The 14,695-nt window shown below is 64.9% G+C and carries 16 protein-coding genes and 1 pseudogene; all 17 read left to right on the top strand.

Annotation, left to right across the window (positions count from 1 at the left end):
• Positions 1-3,696, top strand: coding sequence for a nitrate reductase subunit alpha (locus IE097_RS08660; protein ID WP_189459881.1), 3,696 nt, complete (start codon positions 1-3; stop codon positions 3,694-3,696).
• Positions 3,693-5,243 carry a nitrate reductase subunit beta gene (gene narH / locus IE097_RS08655; RefSeq protein WP_189459880.1) on the top strand — a complete coding sequence of 517 codons (1,551 nt, stop codon included), beginning with the start codon at positions 3,693-3,695 and terminating at the stop codon, positions 5,241-5,243. The genes IE097_RS08660 and narH overlap by 4 nt, the downstream gene beginning before the upstream one ends.
• Positions 5,244-5,246: 3 nt before the next feature.
• A complete protein-coding gene (gene narJ / locus IE097_RS08650; RefSeq protein WP_189459879.1) occupies positions 5,247-5,906 on the top strand; it encodes a nitrate reductase molybdenum cofactor assembly chaperone in 660 nt (219 codons plus the stop codon).
• Positions 5,903-6,589 (top strand): respiratory nitrate reductase subunit gamma, encoded by a 687-nt coding sequence (gene narI, locus IE097_RS08645; protein ID WP_189459878.1) that lies wholly within the window; start codon positions 5,903-5,905, stop codon positions 6,587-6,589. Before narJ ends, narI begins: the two co-directional genes overlap by 4 nt.
• A gap of 256 nt (positions 6,590-6,845) precedes the next feature.
• A complete protein-coding gene (locus tag IE097_RS08640; protein ID WP_189459877.1) occupies positions 6,846-8,480 on the top strand; it encodes an alpha-keto acid decarboxylase family protein in 1,635 nt (544 codons plus the stop codon).
• On the top strand, positions 8,481-8,828 hold the full coding sequence (locus IE097_RS08635) for a TfoX/Sxy family protein (RefSeq protein ID WP_189459876.1): 348 nt from the start codon (positions 8,481-8,483) through the stop codon (positions 8,826-8,828). It begins immediately after the preceding gene.
• A gap of 212 nt (positions 8,829-9,040) precedes the next feature.
• Positions 9,041-9,634: an imidazoleglycerol-phosphate dehydratase HisB gene (gene hisB, locus IE097_RS08630; protein WP_189459875.1), complete on the top strand. Its 594-nt coding sequence runs from the start codon at positions 9,041-9,043 to the stop codon at positions 9,632-9,634.
• A 1-nt stretch (position 9,635) separates the two neighbouring features.
• Positions 9,636-10,280 carry an imidazole glycerol phosphate synthase subunit HisH gene (gene hisH / locus IE097_RS08625; protein WP_189459874.1) on the top strand — a complete coding sequence of 215 codons (645 nt, stop codon included), beginning with the start codon at positions 9,636-9,638 and terminating at the stop codon, positions 10,278-10,280.
• A 10-nt stretch (positions 10,281-10,290) separates the two neighbouring features.
• Entirely contained in the window at positions 10,291-10,500 is a 210-nt protein-coding gene (locus IE097_RS08620; protein WP_189459873.1) for a hypothetical protein, read from the top strand.
• A gap of 8 nt (positions 10,501-10,508) precedes the next feature.
• On the top strand, positions 10,509-11,261 hold the full coding sequence (gene hisA, locus IE097_RS08615; protein WP_189459872.1) for a 1-(5-phosphoribosyl)-5-[(5-phosphoribosylamino)methylideneamino]imidazole-4-carboxamide isomerase: 753 nt from the start codon (positions 10,509-10,511) through the stop codon (positions 11,259-11,261).
• On the top strand, positions 11,261-12,028 hold the full coding sequence (gene hisF, locus IE097_RS08610) for an imidazole glycerol phosphate synthase subunit HisF (RefSeq protein WP_189459871.1): 768 nt from the start codon (positions 11,261-11,263) through the stop codon (positions 12,026-12,028). The genes hisA and hisF overlap by 1 nt, the downstream gene beginning before the upstream one ends.
• Entirely contained in the window at positions 12,025-12,426 is a 402-nt protein-coding gene (gene hisI, locus IE097_RS08605) for a phosphoribosyl-AMP cyclohydrolase (protein ID WP_189459870.1), read from the top strand. Before hisF ends, hisI begins: the two co-directional genes overlap by 4 nt.
• A gap of 145 nt (positions 12,427-12,571) precedes the next feature.
• A complete protein-coding gene (locus tag IE097_RS08600) occupies positions 12,572-12,898 on the top strand; it encodes a phosphoribosyl-ATP diphosphatase (protein ID WP_189459869.1) in 327 nt (108 codons plus the stop codon).
• A 12-nt stretch (positions 12,899-12,910) separates the two neighbouring features.
• Complete coding sequence (locus tag IE097_RS08595; protein WP_189459868.1) at positions 12,911-13,267, top strand: histidine triad nucleotide-binding protein; 357 nt, start codon at positions 12,911-12,913, stop codon at positions 13,265-13,267.
• Positions 13,268-13,286: 19 nt separating this feature from the next.
• Complete coding sequence (gene tatA, locus IE097_RS08590; protein WP_189459867.1) at positions 13,287-13,505, top strand: Sec-independent protein translocase subunit TatA; 219 nt, start codon at positions 13,287-13,289, stop codon at positions 13,503-13,505.
• A gap of 3 nt (positions 13,506-13,508) precedes the next feature.
• A pseudogene (locus tag IE097_RS19620) lies at positions 13,509-13,653 on the top strand (Sec-independent protein translocase subunit TatA/TatB); the annotation flags it as partial.
• A gap of 305 nt (positions 13,654-13,958) precedes the next feature.
• Entirely contained in the window at positions 13,959-14,690 is a 732-nt protein-coding gene (tatC, locus tag IE097_RS08580) for a twin-arginine translocase subunit TatC (RefSeq protein ID WP_189459865.1), read from the top strand.
• Positions 14,691-14,695 lie beyond the last annotated feature (5 nt).

Genomic DNA, 14,695 nt, shown 5'->3' with positions numbered 1-14,695 from the left:
ATGAGCCATTTCCTGGACCGACTGAAGTTCCTCTCCAAGACCCGCGATACCTTCGCCGACGGCCACGGCGCCGTGGTGAACGAAGACCGCCAGTGGGAGAACGGCTACCGCAACCGCTGGACCCACGACAAGGTCGTGCGGTCGACCCACGGCGTCAACTGCACCGGCTCCTGTAGCTGGCGCATCTTCGTCAAGAACGGGCTGATCACCTGGGAACTGCAGCAGACCGACTACCCGCGCACCCGGCCGGACCTGCCGAACCACGAACCGCGCGGCTGCCCGCGCGGTGCCTCCTATTCGTGGTACGTCTACTCGGCACAGCGCGTCAAGCACCCGATGATCCGCGGCCGGCTGGCACGCATGTGGCGCGAGGCCCGCAAGACCATGGACCCGATCGCCGCATGGGCAAGCATCGTCGAAGATCCGGTCAAGTCGGCATCGTACAAGTCGGTGCGCGGCCTGGGCGGCTTCGTGCGCACCGGCTGGGACGAGGTCACCGAACTGATCGCCGCGTCGAACGCCTACACGATCAAGCACTACGGTCCGGACCGCGTGATCGGCTTCTCGCCGATTCCGGCCATGTCGATGGTCAGCTACGCCGCCGGCGCGCGTTACCTCGGCCTGATCGGCGGCGTGCCGCTGTCGTTCTACGACTGGTACTGCGACCTGCCGCCGGCCAGCCCGCAAGTCTGGGGCGAGCAGACCGACGTGCCCGAATCGGCCGACTGGTACAACTCGACCTATCTGATGGTGTGGGGCTCGAACGTGCCGATGACGCGCACGCCGGACGCCCACTTCTATACCGAGGTCCGCTACAAGGGCACCAAGACCGTCGCCGTCTCGAGCGACTTCGGCGAAATGGTCAAGTTCGGCGACCTGTGGATGGCACCGAAGCAGGGCACCGACGCGGCACTGGCAATGGCGATGGGCCACGTGGTGCTGAGCGAATTCCACAAGACCGGCGCGTCGGACTACTTCCGCGACTACGGCAAGCAGTACACCGACTTCCCGATGCTGGTGACCTTGCGCGCCAAGGGTGACGGCTTCGTCGCCGACCACTTCCTGCGCGCGTCGCAACTGCCGGACAACCTTGGCGAAGCGAAGAACCCGGACTGGAAGACGGTGCTGATCGACGCCCAGACCGGCGCGCTGACGGTGCCGAACGGCACGATCGGCTCGCGCTGGAACGAGTCCGAAGGCCGCAAGGGCAAGTGGAACCTCGAAATGAAGAACGTCGCCGACGGCGCCGAAATCGATCCGCTGCTGTCGCTCAAGGGCGCGCACGACGAGGTCGCCTCGGTCGGTTTCGACTACTTCGGCGGCGAAGCCGAAGACCTGCTGTTCCGCAACGTCCCGGCCAAGCGCGTTCAACTTGCCGACGGTTCGACAGCGCTGGTCGCCACCGTCTACGACCTGCTGCTCGCCAACTACGGCGTCGACAACGGCATGGGCGGCGGCAACGTCGCGACCTCGTACGCCGACGACATCGCCTACACCCCGGCGTGGCAGGTCAAGCACACCGGCGTGCCGGCGATCGACGTCGAGACCGTCGCGCGCGAGTTCGCCCAGAACGCCCACGACACCCACGGCAAGAGCATGGTGATCGTCGGCGCGGCGCTGAACCACTGGTTCCACAACGACATGACCTATCGCGGCATCATCAATCTGCTGATGATGTGTGGCTGCGTCGGTCAGAGCGGCGGCGGCTGGGCGCATTACGTCGGCCAGGAAAAGCTGCGCCCGCAACCGGGCTGGACACCGCTGGCGTTCGCGCTCGACTGGCAGCGCCCGGCACGCCAGATGAACGGCACCTCGTTCTTCTACGCCCACACCAGCCAGTGGCGGCACGAAAAACTCTCGGTTTCCGAAATCCTCGGCCCGAGCGCCAATGTCGATGCGTACAAGGACATGTCGCTGATCGACTTCAACGCCAAGGCCGAACGGATGGGCTGGCTGCCGAGCGCGCCGCAGCTCGAAACCAACCCGCTCGATGTCGTCCGCCAGGCCGAAGCCGCCGGCCGCAATCCGGCCGAGTTCGCTGCCGAACAGCTGAAATCCGGCCAGCTCAACATGAGCTGCGACGATCCGGACAACCCGAAGAACTTCCCGCGCAACCTCTTCGTCTGGCGCTCGAATCTTTTGGGCAGCTCGGGCAAGGGCCACGAGTATTTTCTCAAGTACCTGCTCGGCACGCAGAACGCCGTGTTCTCGGATGAGAACGACGCGATCACGCCGTCCGATATCAAGGTGCGCCCGGCCGCCGAGGGCAAGCTCGACCTCTTGACGGTGCTCGACTTCCGGATGAGCACGACCTGCCTCTACGGCGATGTCGTGCTGCCGACGGCGACCTGGTACGAGAAGGACGACCTCAACACCTCGGACATGCATCCGTTCATCCACCCGCTGTCCGAAGCCGTGCAGCCGCTGTGGCAGAGCAAGACCGACTGGGAAATCTACAAGGCGATCGCCAAGAAGTTCACCGAACTGGCCGGCCCCTACCTCGGCGTGCAGAAGGATCTGGTCCTGACGCCGCTGATGCACGACAGCCCGGGCGAGCTGGGCCAGCCGTTTGCACCGAAGGACTGGAAGAAGGGCGAGTGCGAGCTGATTCCGGGCAAGACCGCGCCGAACATGACCGTGGTCGAGCGCGACTACGCCCGTATTTACGAGAAGTTCACCACCATCGGCCCGCTGCTGAAGAACGTGAACAACGGCGGCAAGGGCATCTTCTGGCAGACCGGTCATGAAATCGACGAGCTGGCCGCGCTGAACGGTGTTGCCGCCAACGGCCAGCCGAAGCTCGACACCGCGATCGATGCCGCCGAAATGATCCTGACGCTGGCGCCGGAAACCAACGGCCATGTGGCGGTGAAATCGTGGGCGGCGCTGTCCGAGGTCACCGGCCGCGACCACACGCATCTGGCGAACGGCCGCGAGCATGAAAAAATCCGCTTCCGCGACGTGCAGGCACAGCCGCGCAAGATCATTTCGTCGCCGACCTGGTCGGGCATCGAATCGGAAGAGGTCAGCTACAACGCCGGCTACACCAACGTCCACGAGCTGATCCCGTGGCGCACGCTGACCGGCCGTCAGCAGTTCTATCAGGATCACCGCTGGATGCTCGACTTCGGTGAAGGTTTTGCCGTCTACAAGCCGGCGATCGACCTGAAGACGGTGCAGCCGATGCTCGGCCGCCAGCCGAACGGCGAGCAGGAGATCGTGCTGAACTTCATCACGCCGCACCAGAAGTGGGGCATCCACTCCACCTACTCGGACAACCTGCGGATGCTGACCCTGAGCCGCGGCGGCCCGCACGTGTGGCTGTCGGAAACCGACGCCAAGAAGGCCGGCATCGAGGACAACGACTGGATCGAGGTGTTCAACGTCAACGGCACGCTGACCGCCCGCGCCGTGGTCAGCCAGCGTGTTCCGGAAGGCATGACGCTGATGTACCACGCGCAGGAAAAGATCATCAACGTGCCGGGCGCCGAGCAGAGCGGCAAGCGCGGCGGCATCCACAACTCGGTGACGCGCACGGTGACCAAGCCGACGCACATGATCGGCGGTTACGCGCAGCAGGCCTACGGCTTCAACTACTACGGCACCGTTGGCGCCAACCGTGACGAGTTCGTCGTGATCCGCAAGATGAAGAAGGTCGACTGGATGGAAGGCGAACTCAAGGGAGAAAAAGCATGAAGATTCGCGCCCAGGTAGCGATGGTGCTCAACCTCGACAAGTGCATCGGCTGCCATACCTGTTCGGTCACCTGCAAGAACGTCTGGACCAGCCGTGACGGCGTCGAGTACGCGTGGTTCAACAACGTCGAGACCAAGCCCGGCATCGGTTACCCGAAGGAATGGGAAAACCAGAAGAAGTGGAACGGCGGCTGGAAACGGCTTCCGAGCGGCAAGCTCGAACCGCGTCAGGGCGGCAAGCTGCGGATTCTGGCGCAGATGTTCGCCAACCCGAACCTGCCGGAGATCGACGACTACTACGAGCCGTTCACCTACGACTACGACCGGCTGCAGAACGCGCCGGAAGTACAGACGCCGCCGACCGCAAGGCCGGTGTCGGTGATCACCGGCAAGAAGATGGACAAGATCAACTGGGGCCCGAACTGGGAAGACGACCTTGGCGGCGAATTCGCCAAGCGCTCGAAGGACCAGCTGTTCGAGGACGTGCAGAAGGAGATGTACAGCACGTTCGAGAACACCTTCATGATGTACCTGCCGCGCCTGTGCGAGCACTGCCTGAACCCGGCCTGTGTCGCCTCGTGCCCGTCGGGCTCGGTGTACAAGCGCGAGGACGACGGCATCGTGCTGGTCGACCAGGACAAGTGCCGCGGCTGGCGCATGTGCGTGTCGGGCTGCCCGTACAAGAAGATCTATTACAACTGGCAGAGCGGCAAGGCCGAGAAGTGCACCTTCTGCTTCCCGCGCATCGAGGGCGGCCAGCCGACCGTGTGCTCGGAATCGTGTGTCGGCCGGATCCGCTATCTCGGCGTCATCCTCTATGACGCCGACCGGATCGAAGCCGCCGCCAGCGTCGCCGACGAAAAGGACCTGTACAAGTCGCAGCTGCAGGTCTTCCTCGACCCGCATTCGGATGCGGTGATCGAAGAAGCCCGCCGTCAGGGCATCCCGGATTCGTGGCTGACCGCCGCGCAGAAGTCGCCGGTCTACAAGATGGCGATGGAGTGGAAGGTGGCTTTCCCGCTGCACCCGGAATACCGCACCCTGCCGATGGTCTGGTACATCCCGCCGCTGTCGCCGATCCAGTCGGCGGCCGAGCGCGGGCTGATGAACCAGAAGGGCCTGCTGCCCGACGTCAGCGAAATGCGCATCCCGGTCAAGTATCTGGCCAACCTGCTGACCGCCGGCGACGAAGCGCCGGTGCTGTCGGCGCTCGAACGGATGCTGGCGATGCGCGTCTACATGCGCGGCAAATCGGTGCACGGCAGCGAAGACCTCGAAGTGCTGAAACAGGTCGGGCTGACGCAGGCGCAGGTCGAGGACATGTACAAGATCATGGCGATCGCCAATTACGAAGACCGCTTCGTGATTCCGAGCAGCCACAAGGAAGAGGTCGAGGACAGCTTCAACGACAAGGCCGCCTGCGGCTTCACCTTCGGCAACGGCTGCTCGGGCGGCACCTCGCCGCAGGGGCTGTTCGGCACGCGCAAGGAAGGCTCGGTGATCTTCGTCGACATGCCCAAATCGCGGAAGAACAAGGCGGAGGTGTAAACCATGACGACCGACACACTGCATTTCCGTGTCCTCTCGGCGCTGCTGCAGTACCCGGAAGCCGAGCTGATCGAAGCGCTGCCCGAACTCGACGCCGCGCTGGCACAGGCGCCGACGGGGCTGCGCATCACCGTCGCGCCGCTGCTGGCCGAACTGAACGCCGGCGATCTGATCGCCGCGCAGGAAGGCTATGTCGCAACGTTCGACCGCTCGCGCGGCCATTCGCTGCACCTCTTCGAGCACATCCACGGCGAAAGCCGCGAACGCGGTCCGGCGCTCGTCGACCTGATGAACGCCTACCGCACGCACGGCTTCGAGATCGACGCCAACGAGCTGCCCGACTACCTGCCGCTGTTCCTCGAGTTCCTCGGCAGCGTCGATGCAGCCACCGCGCAGGACTTCCTCAACGAGGCGGTCCACGTGATCGCCGCGTTGGCCGAACGCCTCGGCGAAGCCGAAAGCCGCTACGCCTGCGTGATGAACGCGCTGGTCGCGCTCGCCAGCGTGAAGATCCAGCCGCTGGTCGCTCCGCCGATCCGCGACATGGACGAGATGCTCGAAACCTTCGGACCCGGTGCCGACGGCACCGAACCGCTGCTGTCGCAGGCCGCAGGGCCCCAGACGGTGAAGTTCTACCCGCGCAATCAGGAGGCCCGGCCATGACTTACCTGCATCACTTCGTTTTCGGGGTCTACCCGTACATCGGTCTGGCGATCTTCCTGTTCGGCAGCCTGGTGCGCTTCGAGCGCGAGCAGTACACGTGGAAGAGCGATTCGAGCCAGCTGATCGACCGCCGGCTGCTGCGCGCCGGTTCCTACCTGTTCCACATCGGCGTGCTCGGTGTTTTTGCCGGTCACCTGGTTGGCCTGCTGACGCCGCTGGCGGTGTGGGATGCGCTCGGCGTGAGCCACGGCGCGAAGCAGCTGCTGGCGATGGTCGCCGGTGGCATCTTCGGCGGCATGGGGCTGATCGGTGCGCTGATCCTGATCTACCGCCGCTTTTCGAGCGAGCGGCTGCGCGCGATCACGACCTGGCGCGACAAGCTGACCTTGGGCTGGATCACCGTGACGCTGATCCTCGGCCTGTCGACGATCTTCGTCTCGAAGGATCACCTCGACGGCCACATGATGACGCTGTTCATGGAGTGGGCGCAGCGGATCGTCACCTTCCGTGGCGACGCGGCGAACTACATCGTCGACGCCCCGGGGATCTTCAAGCTGCACATCTTCATGGGCATGACCCTGTTCGTGATTTTCCCGTTCACCCGGCTGGTGCACGTGTGGAGCGGCTTCGGCGCCGCCGGCTACGTGACCCGGGCGTGGCAGCTGGTGCGGCCGCGCGGCTGAGTGCGAGTTGCCGACGTGAAAAGGGCGCCTGCGGGCGCCCTTTTTTTCGATCGGGTCGGGACGCCGGGCTGGGCGTCGCCGGCATGCCACGGCGCACGGATACCGGGCTGCCCCGAGGCGCCGGCATACGGGGTGGGTACAAAATCCGGTGCCGGTGTCCGGCGGGTTTCGTACAGGAAACTTAATCAAATATTCAGATATTGCATCGGCAACCCCGGTCTAGATTGATAGCAGGTCCACGACGCGGGAGAACGTCATGAGCACCAGCATCGGTCAGTACCTGCTGCAACGGCTGCACGAGGAGGGCGTGCGCCACGTCTTCGGCGTGCCCGGCGACTACATCCTGCGCTGGTACCAGCAGCTGGCACACAGCGAACTCACCCAAGTCGGCACCACGCGCGAGGATAACGCCGCGTTTGCCGCCGACGCCTATGCCAGGGTGCACGGGCTCGGCGCGCTGGCGGTGACCTACGGCGTCGGCGCGCTGTCGGTCGTCAACGCCGTCGCCGGAGCGGCGGCCGAATCGTCGCCGGTGGTGGTGATCTCGGGCGCACCGGGCGTGATCGAGCAGCGCGAACACCCGCTGCTGCACCACCGATTCGGGCCGTACCACTTCCAGCGCGAGATCTTCGAGCGGCTGACGTGCTACTGCGCGGTGCTCGACGACCCGCTGCTGGCGGCAAGGCAGATCGACCGGGCGCTGGCGGCGGCAAGGCGCTACAGCAAGCCGGTGTATCTCGAGCTGCCGCGCGACCGCGTCGACACGGTGATCCACCTGCAGCCCGAGTGCGTGTTCGACGACGACGGCAGCGATCCGGATGCACTGGCCGAGGCTGTCGCCGAAACCGTCGCCTTGCTTGCCGGTGCCGAACGCGGCGCGGTGCTTGCCGGGGTCGAGTTGCACCGCTACCGGCAGCAGGATGCGCTGGCGGCGCTGGTCGAGCGGCTGCGCTGGCCGGTCGCGGCGACGCTGTCGGGCAAGTCGGTGCTGTCCGAGCAGCATCCGGCCTATCTCGGCGTTTACGAGGGCGCAATGGGTGCCGAGTATGCACGCAACGTGATCGAGGACGCCGACATCCTGTTGCTGCTCGGTTCGGCATTGAACGACGTCGACCTCGGCGTGTTCACCGCCCGGCTCGACCCGCGGCACATGATCCAGGCGCGCAACGACGAGGTGTGTGTCCGGCACCACCGTTATCCGAACATCCGGCTCGCCGACTTCCTCTCTGCACTGATTCCGGCGCTGCAGGCGCCACAGCGCGACTGGCCGGCGCACAGCCTGCCGCTGTCGGCACCCGGTTTTCCCGAGCCCGGCGACGCGATGACGGTGTCGCGGCTGATCGGCCGGCTCAACGACACGCTGCCGGACGACATGCTCGTCGTCTCCGATACCGGCGACTGCCTGTTCGCGTCGCTCGAGCTGCGCACCCACCCGCGCACCGGTTTCCTCGCGTCGGCGTACTACACGACGATGGGCTTTGCGGTGCCGGCGGCGCTTGGCGCCCAGCTCGGCAGCGGGCTGCGGCCGCTGGTGCTGGTCGGCGACGGTGCGTTCCAGATGACCGGGATGGAGCTGTCGACCGCGGCATGGAAGGGACTGAACCCGGTGGTGATCGTGTTCGACAATGGCGGCTACAGCACCGAACGCTTTATCCTCGACGGACCGTTCAACGACATCGCACCATGGCGGCTCGACGCGCTCGCCGACGTGTTCGGTCCGCTGTACGCGTTCACCATCGGCGACGAGCAGGCGTTCGACGCGGCGTGGCAGCATGCGCTGGCGCACAAGGACCGGCCGACGCTGATCGCGGTCAAGCTCGCTGCCGACGACCCGTCGTCGGCGATGCGCCGGCTCGGCGAGTCGCTCGGAAAAACCGTCAAGGGAGGCTGAATGCGCGCGCGCAGCGAATATCTCGACTGGCTGATCGACGAGCTGGCGCCGCTCGGCCCGATCCGGGCAAAAAGCATGTTCGGTGGCTGGGGGCTGTACTGCGACGAAGCCTTCTTTGCCATCGTCGACGACGACGTGCTGTATCTGAAAGCCGACGACACCAGCCGGGCGGCCTTCGTCGCTGCGGGCTCCCGGCCGTTCAGCTATACGGCCCGCGGCAAACCGCAAACGATGTCGTATTACACCTTGCCTGATGCCGCGCTCGACGATTCGTCCGAGCTGCTTCGCTGGGCGCGAACCGGGTTCGGGGCCGCTTTGCGCGCGCAGGCGGCCAAACGCCGGGCCTGACGGAGGCGGCCGCTTCGCCACCGCTTTTGCACGCATCGCGATGCGGACGTGCGTTGGTAGTTGGCGGGGGATCGGCGGCGGGCAGCGTGCCCGAGTGTTGCCGGCCGGCATGCCAACGGCGCGCATGTCGGTCCGCCCCTTCCCGCCGCGGGCAAACTGTTGGAGAATCTGCATTAATCACGTCCAACTCTCGCCCGCAATCGGGGCTATCCATGCGTCAGGCTACCGTTACCCGCAATACCCTCGAAACCCAGATCACCGTCTCGGTTAACCTCGATGGCTCCGGCCAGTCCCGTTTCGATACCGGCGTGCCGTTCTTCGAACACATGCTCGACCAGATCGCCCGTCACGGGCTGATCGACCTCGACATCAAGGCGGTCGGCGACCTCCACATCGACGCGCACCACACCGTCGAGGACGTCGGCATCACGCTGGGCCAGGCGTTTGCCAAGGCCGTCGGCGACAAGAAGGGCATCCGCCGCTACGGCCACGCCTATGTGCCGCTCGACGAAGCGCTGTCGCGCGTCGTCGTCGACCTGTCGGGCCGCCCCTGTCTCGAGTACGACTGCGAATACACCCGCGCGATGATCGGCGGCTTCGACGTCGACCTGTTCGGCGAGTTCTTCCGCGGCTTCGTCAACCACGCGGCGATCAGCCTGCATATCGACAACCTGAAGGGCAAGAACGCCCACCACCAGGCCGAGACCATTTTCAAGGCACTGGGCCGCGCGTTGCGCATGGCGGTCGAGCACGACGAACGCATGGCCGGCATCACGCCGTCGACCAAGGGCACGCTGGTAGGCTGACATGGAAAAAATCGCCATCGTCGATTACGGCATGGGCAATCTGCATTCGGTGACCAAGGCGTTCGAGCTGGTCGCCGAAGGCCGTGCCGACGTGGTGCTGACCGCCGATCCGGCCGTCGTCGCTGCCGCCGACAAGGTCGTGTTCCCGGGGCAGGGGGCCATGCCCGACTGCATGCGCCATCTCGACGAGTCGGGACTGAAGGCCGAGGTGCTCAAGGCGGCATCCGAACGGCCCTTTCTCGGCATCTGCGTCGGCGCGCAACTGCTGTTTGCGCGCAGCGAGGAAGGCCCGACCGAGAGCCTGGGGGTGTTTCCGGGCGAAGTGGTGCGCTTTCCGCCCGAAAAGATGCACGACGCAGCCGGCCACAAGCTCAAGGTGCCGCACATGGGCTGGAACGAAATGTTCGTCAAGCACGCCCACCCCTTGTGGAAAGGCATTGCCGACGGCGAACGCTTCTACTTCGTCCACAGTTACCACTTTGCCGGTGCCGACGACATTGCCGTGATCGAGTCGGCGTATCCGTACCGCTTCGCTGCCGCAGTGGCGCGCGACAACATTTTCGCGATCCAGTGCCATCCCGAGAAATCGGCCGGCGCGGGTCTTCAGCTGCTGAAGAACTTCGTTGGCTGGGATGGCCGCCAGTAGGAGACTTTGGGTGAAATCACTGCCACAGTGGCTGCGCGCGTCTTTTCGGCAGTCGCTCATGACCGTTGGTGTGCTGGCGCTGGTTTTGCAGTTGTTTGCGCTGCCCGGTTCGCCATCGCAGATGAACTACCTGCTGTTTTTTGCCATATATTTCCCAGTTGGTGCGCTGGCCGCCTGTTTTCGCGCCAGATCGTTCCGTTCCCCGATCACCCATTCGTAACCGTCATCATGCTGATCATTCCTGCTATCGACCTCAAAGACGGCCAGTGCGTTCGCCTGCGCCAGGGCCTCATGAACGACGCGACCGTGTTCTCCGACGATCCGGCCAGCTTCGTCAGCCACTGGCTCGGCCAGGGCGCGCGCCGCATGCATCTGGTGGACCTGAACGGCGCATTCGCCGGCAAGCCGAAGAACCTTGACGCGGTCAAGAGCATCATCAAGGCCATCGACGGTGAAGTGCCGGTGCAACTGGGCGGCGGCATCCGCAACCTCGACACGATCGAGATGTACCTCGACGCCGGCATCGACTACGTGATCATCGGCACTGCCGCGGTCAAGCAGCCGGGCTTCCTGCACGAAGCGTGCGATGCGTTTCCGGGCCACATCATCGTCGGCCTCGACGCCAAGGACGGCAAGGTCGCGACCGACGGCTGGGCCAAGGTCACCGACCACGACGTCATCGATCTGGCGCAGCGCTTCGAAGGCTATGGCGTCGAAAGCGTGATCTACACCGACATCGGCCGCGACGGCATGCTCTCGGGCGTGAACATCGAAGCGACGGTGAAGCTGGCACAGGCACTGCGCATTCCGGTGATCGCCTCGGGCGGCCTGACCAACCTCGACGACGTCCGCAAGCTTGTCGAAGTCGAGTCGGAAGGCATCGAAGGCGTGATCACCGGCCGGGCCATCTACGAAGGCACGATCGACTTCAAGGCGGCGCAGGAGCTGGCCGACGGTACGCTCGAAGCCGTGGAAGCCTGATGCCGCTCGCCAAACGCATCATCCCCTGCCTCGACGTGACCGCCGGTCGCGTCGTCAAGGGTGTCAACTTCGTCGGTTTGCGCGACGCCGGTGATCCGGTCGAGATCGCCAAGAAGTACGACGCCCAGGGCGCCGACGAGCTGACCTTCCTCGACATCACCGCCAGCTCGGACGACCGCGACCTGATCCTGCACGTGATCGATGCGGTGGCCTCGCAGGTGTTCATTCCGCTGACCGTCGGTGGCGGCGTGCGCAAGGTCGACGACGTGCGCCGGCTGCTCAATGCCGGCGCCGACAAGGTGTCGATCAACACCACGGCCGTCAGCAACCCGGAAGTGGTCGAAGCCGCGGCCAGCCGCTTCGGCAGTCAGGCCATCGTCGTGGCGATCGACGCCAAGGCGGTCGACGACACCAATACCCGCTGGGAAATCTTCACCCACGGCGGCCGCCGGCCGACCGGGCTCGACGCGGTCGAGTGGGCGGTAAGGATGCAGCAGCTGGGCGCAGGCGAAATCCTGCTGACCAGCATGGACCGCGACGGCACCAAGATCGGCTTCAACCTGCCGCTGACGCGTGCGGTGTCGGACGCGGTGGACATTCCGGTGATCGCCTCGGGCGGCGTCGGCAACCTGCAGCATCTGGTCGACGGTGTGATCGACGGTCATGCCGACGCGGTGCTGGCGGCGTCGATCTTCCACTTCGGCGAGTACACGGTGCGCCAGGCCAAGGAAGCGATGCAGCGCGCCGGAATCGAGGTGAGGCTGTGAGCAACCGGACGAACTGGCTCGACGAGATCAAGTGGGACGACAAGGGCCTGGTGCCGGTGATCGCGCAGGACGCGCACACCGGTCGGGTGCTGATGTTCGCCTACGCCAACCGCGATGCGGTCGAGAAGACCGCCGAGCACGGCACCGCGCATTACTGGACCCGATCGCGGCAGAAGCTCTGGCACAAGGGCGAGGAAAGCGGCCATTTCCAGCACGTGCTGGAGATCCGCCTCGATTGCGACGGCGACGTGCTGATCTATGTGATCGAGCAGGACGGCGGCATTGCCTGCCACACCGGCCGCGAGAGCTGCTTCTACCGGGTGCTCAGCGACGGCGAGTGGGAAACGGTCGACCCGGTACTCAAGGATCCGGCTGCGATCTACCACAAGCATCACTGAGCGCAGCGCGTTCGAAACAGGCCGGTGTTCCGGCCTGTTTGCGTTTCCGTTCCCGCTTTTTTTCGGTGTCGGCCGCGTTCGTTACGCGAGTGTCACCAAACGGCAATATAATTGCCGCTAAATCACGTGCACTCTGAGGTCCAGCATGGTTTCCAGCGAAATTCTCGACCGCCTTTCGGCGACGCTTGCCAGCCGTCGCGATGCCGATCCGACCACCTCCTACGTTGCCAAGCTCTTCCACAAGGGCCAGGAAGCCATCCTCAAGAAGGTCGGCGAGGAGTCGTTCGAGGTCGTGATGGCCGCCAAGGATGGCGACAAGCGGCACCTGGTCGGCGAAATCGCCGACCTGTGGTTCCACACGCTGGTGCTGCTGGCCCATGAAGGGCTGAGCCACGAGGACGTGCTCGCCGAGCTGGCGCGGCGCGAAGGAATTTCGGGCATCGACGAAAAAGCTTCGCGGACCGCGGGCTGAGACGAGGACGGCATGAGCGACTGCATTTTCTGCAAGCTGGCGAGCGGCGAGTTTCCGACCACCAAACTCTATGAAGACGACGAGGTGCTTGTCTTCAACGACCTGCATCCGGTCGCACCGGTGCATTTTCTCGTCGTGCCGAAGCTGCACATCGAATCTATGGCGCACGCCGAGGTCCAACATCAGACCCTGCTGGGCAAGCTGATGCTGGTCGCCGCACGCGTCGCGGCCGAGCAGGGGCTGGCGCAGGGCTTCCGCACCATCATCAATACCGGTGCAGGCGGGGGCCAGAGCGTGTTCCACCTGCATCTGCACGTCATCGGCGGCGCACCGCTGCCGACCAAGATCGTCGACCTCAGTACCCACTGATTTCCAAGGAGATAGGTCCATGGGTTCCTTCAGCATCTGGCACTGGCTCATCGTGCTGGTCATCGTCATCCTCGTCTTCGGGACCAAGCGCCTCGGCAGCATCGGCAAGGACCTCGGGTCCGCCGTTCGCGGCTTCAAGGAAGGCATCCGCGAAGGTGAGGGCGACAAACCCGAAGCCAAGGACGTCTCGCCCGAGTCGGGCCGCGTGATTGACGTGGTCGACAAGGACAAACGCTAAGCCGTGTTCGACGTCAGTCTCGGCGAGCTGGCCGTCATCGGGGCCGTGGCCCTGGTGGTGATCGGCCCGGAACGTCTGCCGACCGTCGCACGCACCGTCGGTGCGCTGATCGGTCGGGCGCAGCGCTTCGTCCACAGCGTCAAGAGCGATCTGGAACGCGAAGTCCGTGCGAGCGAACTGGCGCAGATCGAGGCTGAACTGCGCGCCGAAGGCGAGTCGCTGAGGCAGACGATCCATGCGCCGGTCACCGAGCTGCGCGAAACGCTGAACGATGCACGCAATGCGCTGAGCGACGTGGCGCCGTCGAGTCCGGAACCCGCGCAGGCGGTCGGGACCGGAACGGCAGCCTCCGGCTTCGAACCCGTCGTCGTGCCGGCGCACGACGATCGCCAGCCCGACCTTTTCACCGCTCCCGATGCGCCGCCGCCCGCCCGTGACCGTCGCTGACCGCCCATGAATGCTGCCGATTTCCAGCCGCTGCTGGCCCACCTGATCGAACTGCGCAACCGGCTGGTCCGTGCCGGGCTGGTGTTCCTGCTCGGCTTCGGCGTGTGTTTCGCCTTCTCGGCCCAACTCTACGATCTGGTCGTCGCGCCGTTGACGCACGTATTGCCGGGGCAGAAGCTGGTGTCGATCGGCATTGCCACGCCGTTTCTGGTGCAGGTGAAGATCGCTGCGCTGGCGGCCTTCATCGCGACGCTGCCGCATACGCTGTACCAGGCCTGGGCCTTCATCGCGCCGGGCCTGTATGCGCACGAGAAGAAGCTGATCCTGCCGCTGATCATCGCATCGACGCTGCTGTTCCTCGCCGGTATGGCGTTCGCGTATTTCTTCGTGTTCGGTGTGGTGTTCAAGTTCATCGCCTCGGTCGTGCCGGCGTCGATGCAGTGGCTGCCCGATTCGGGCGAATACCTCGACTTCATTTTCGGCATGTTCCTCGCTTTCGGGACGACCTTCGAGGTCCCGGTCGCCATCGTCGTGCTCGTGTATCTCAACGTCGTCAGTGTCGACCAGCTCGTCCGCTGGCGGCCGTACGTGATCGTCGGAGCCTTTGTCATCGCCGCGGTGGTGACACCGCCCGACGTGTTGTCGCAATGTCTGCTGGCCGTACCGCTGTGGCTGCTGTACGAGCTCGGCTGTGTCGTTGCCCGGCTCATTTCTCCCCGCTCGCCCCTTCCTGCCTGAGTCTT

The organism is Jeongeupia chitinilytica (assembly GCF_014652315.1).
Taxonomy (GTDB): domain Bacteria; phylum Pseudomonadota; class Gammaproteobacteria; order Burkholderiales; family Chitinibacteraceae; genus Jeongeupia; species Jeongeupia chitinilytica.
This window is presented reverse-complemented; position numbering and strand designations above follow the sequence as displayed.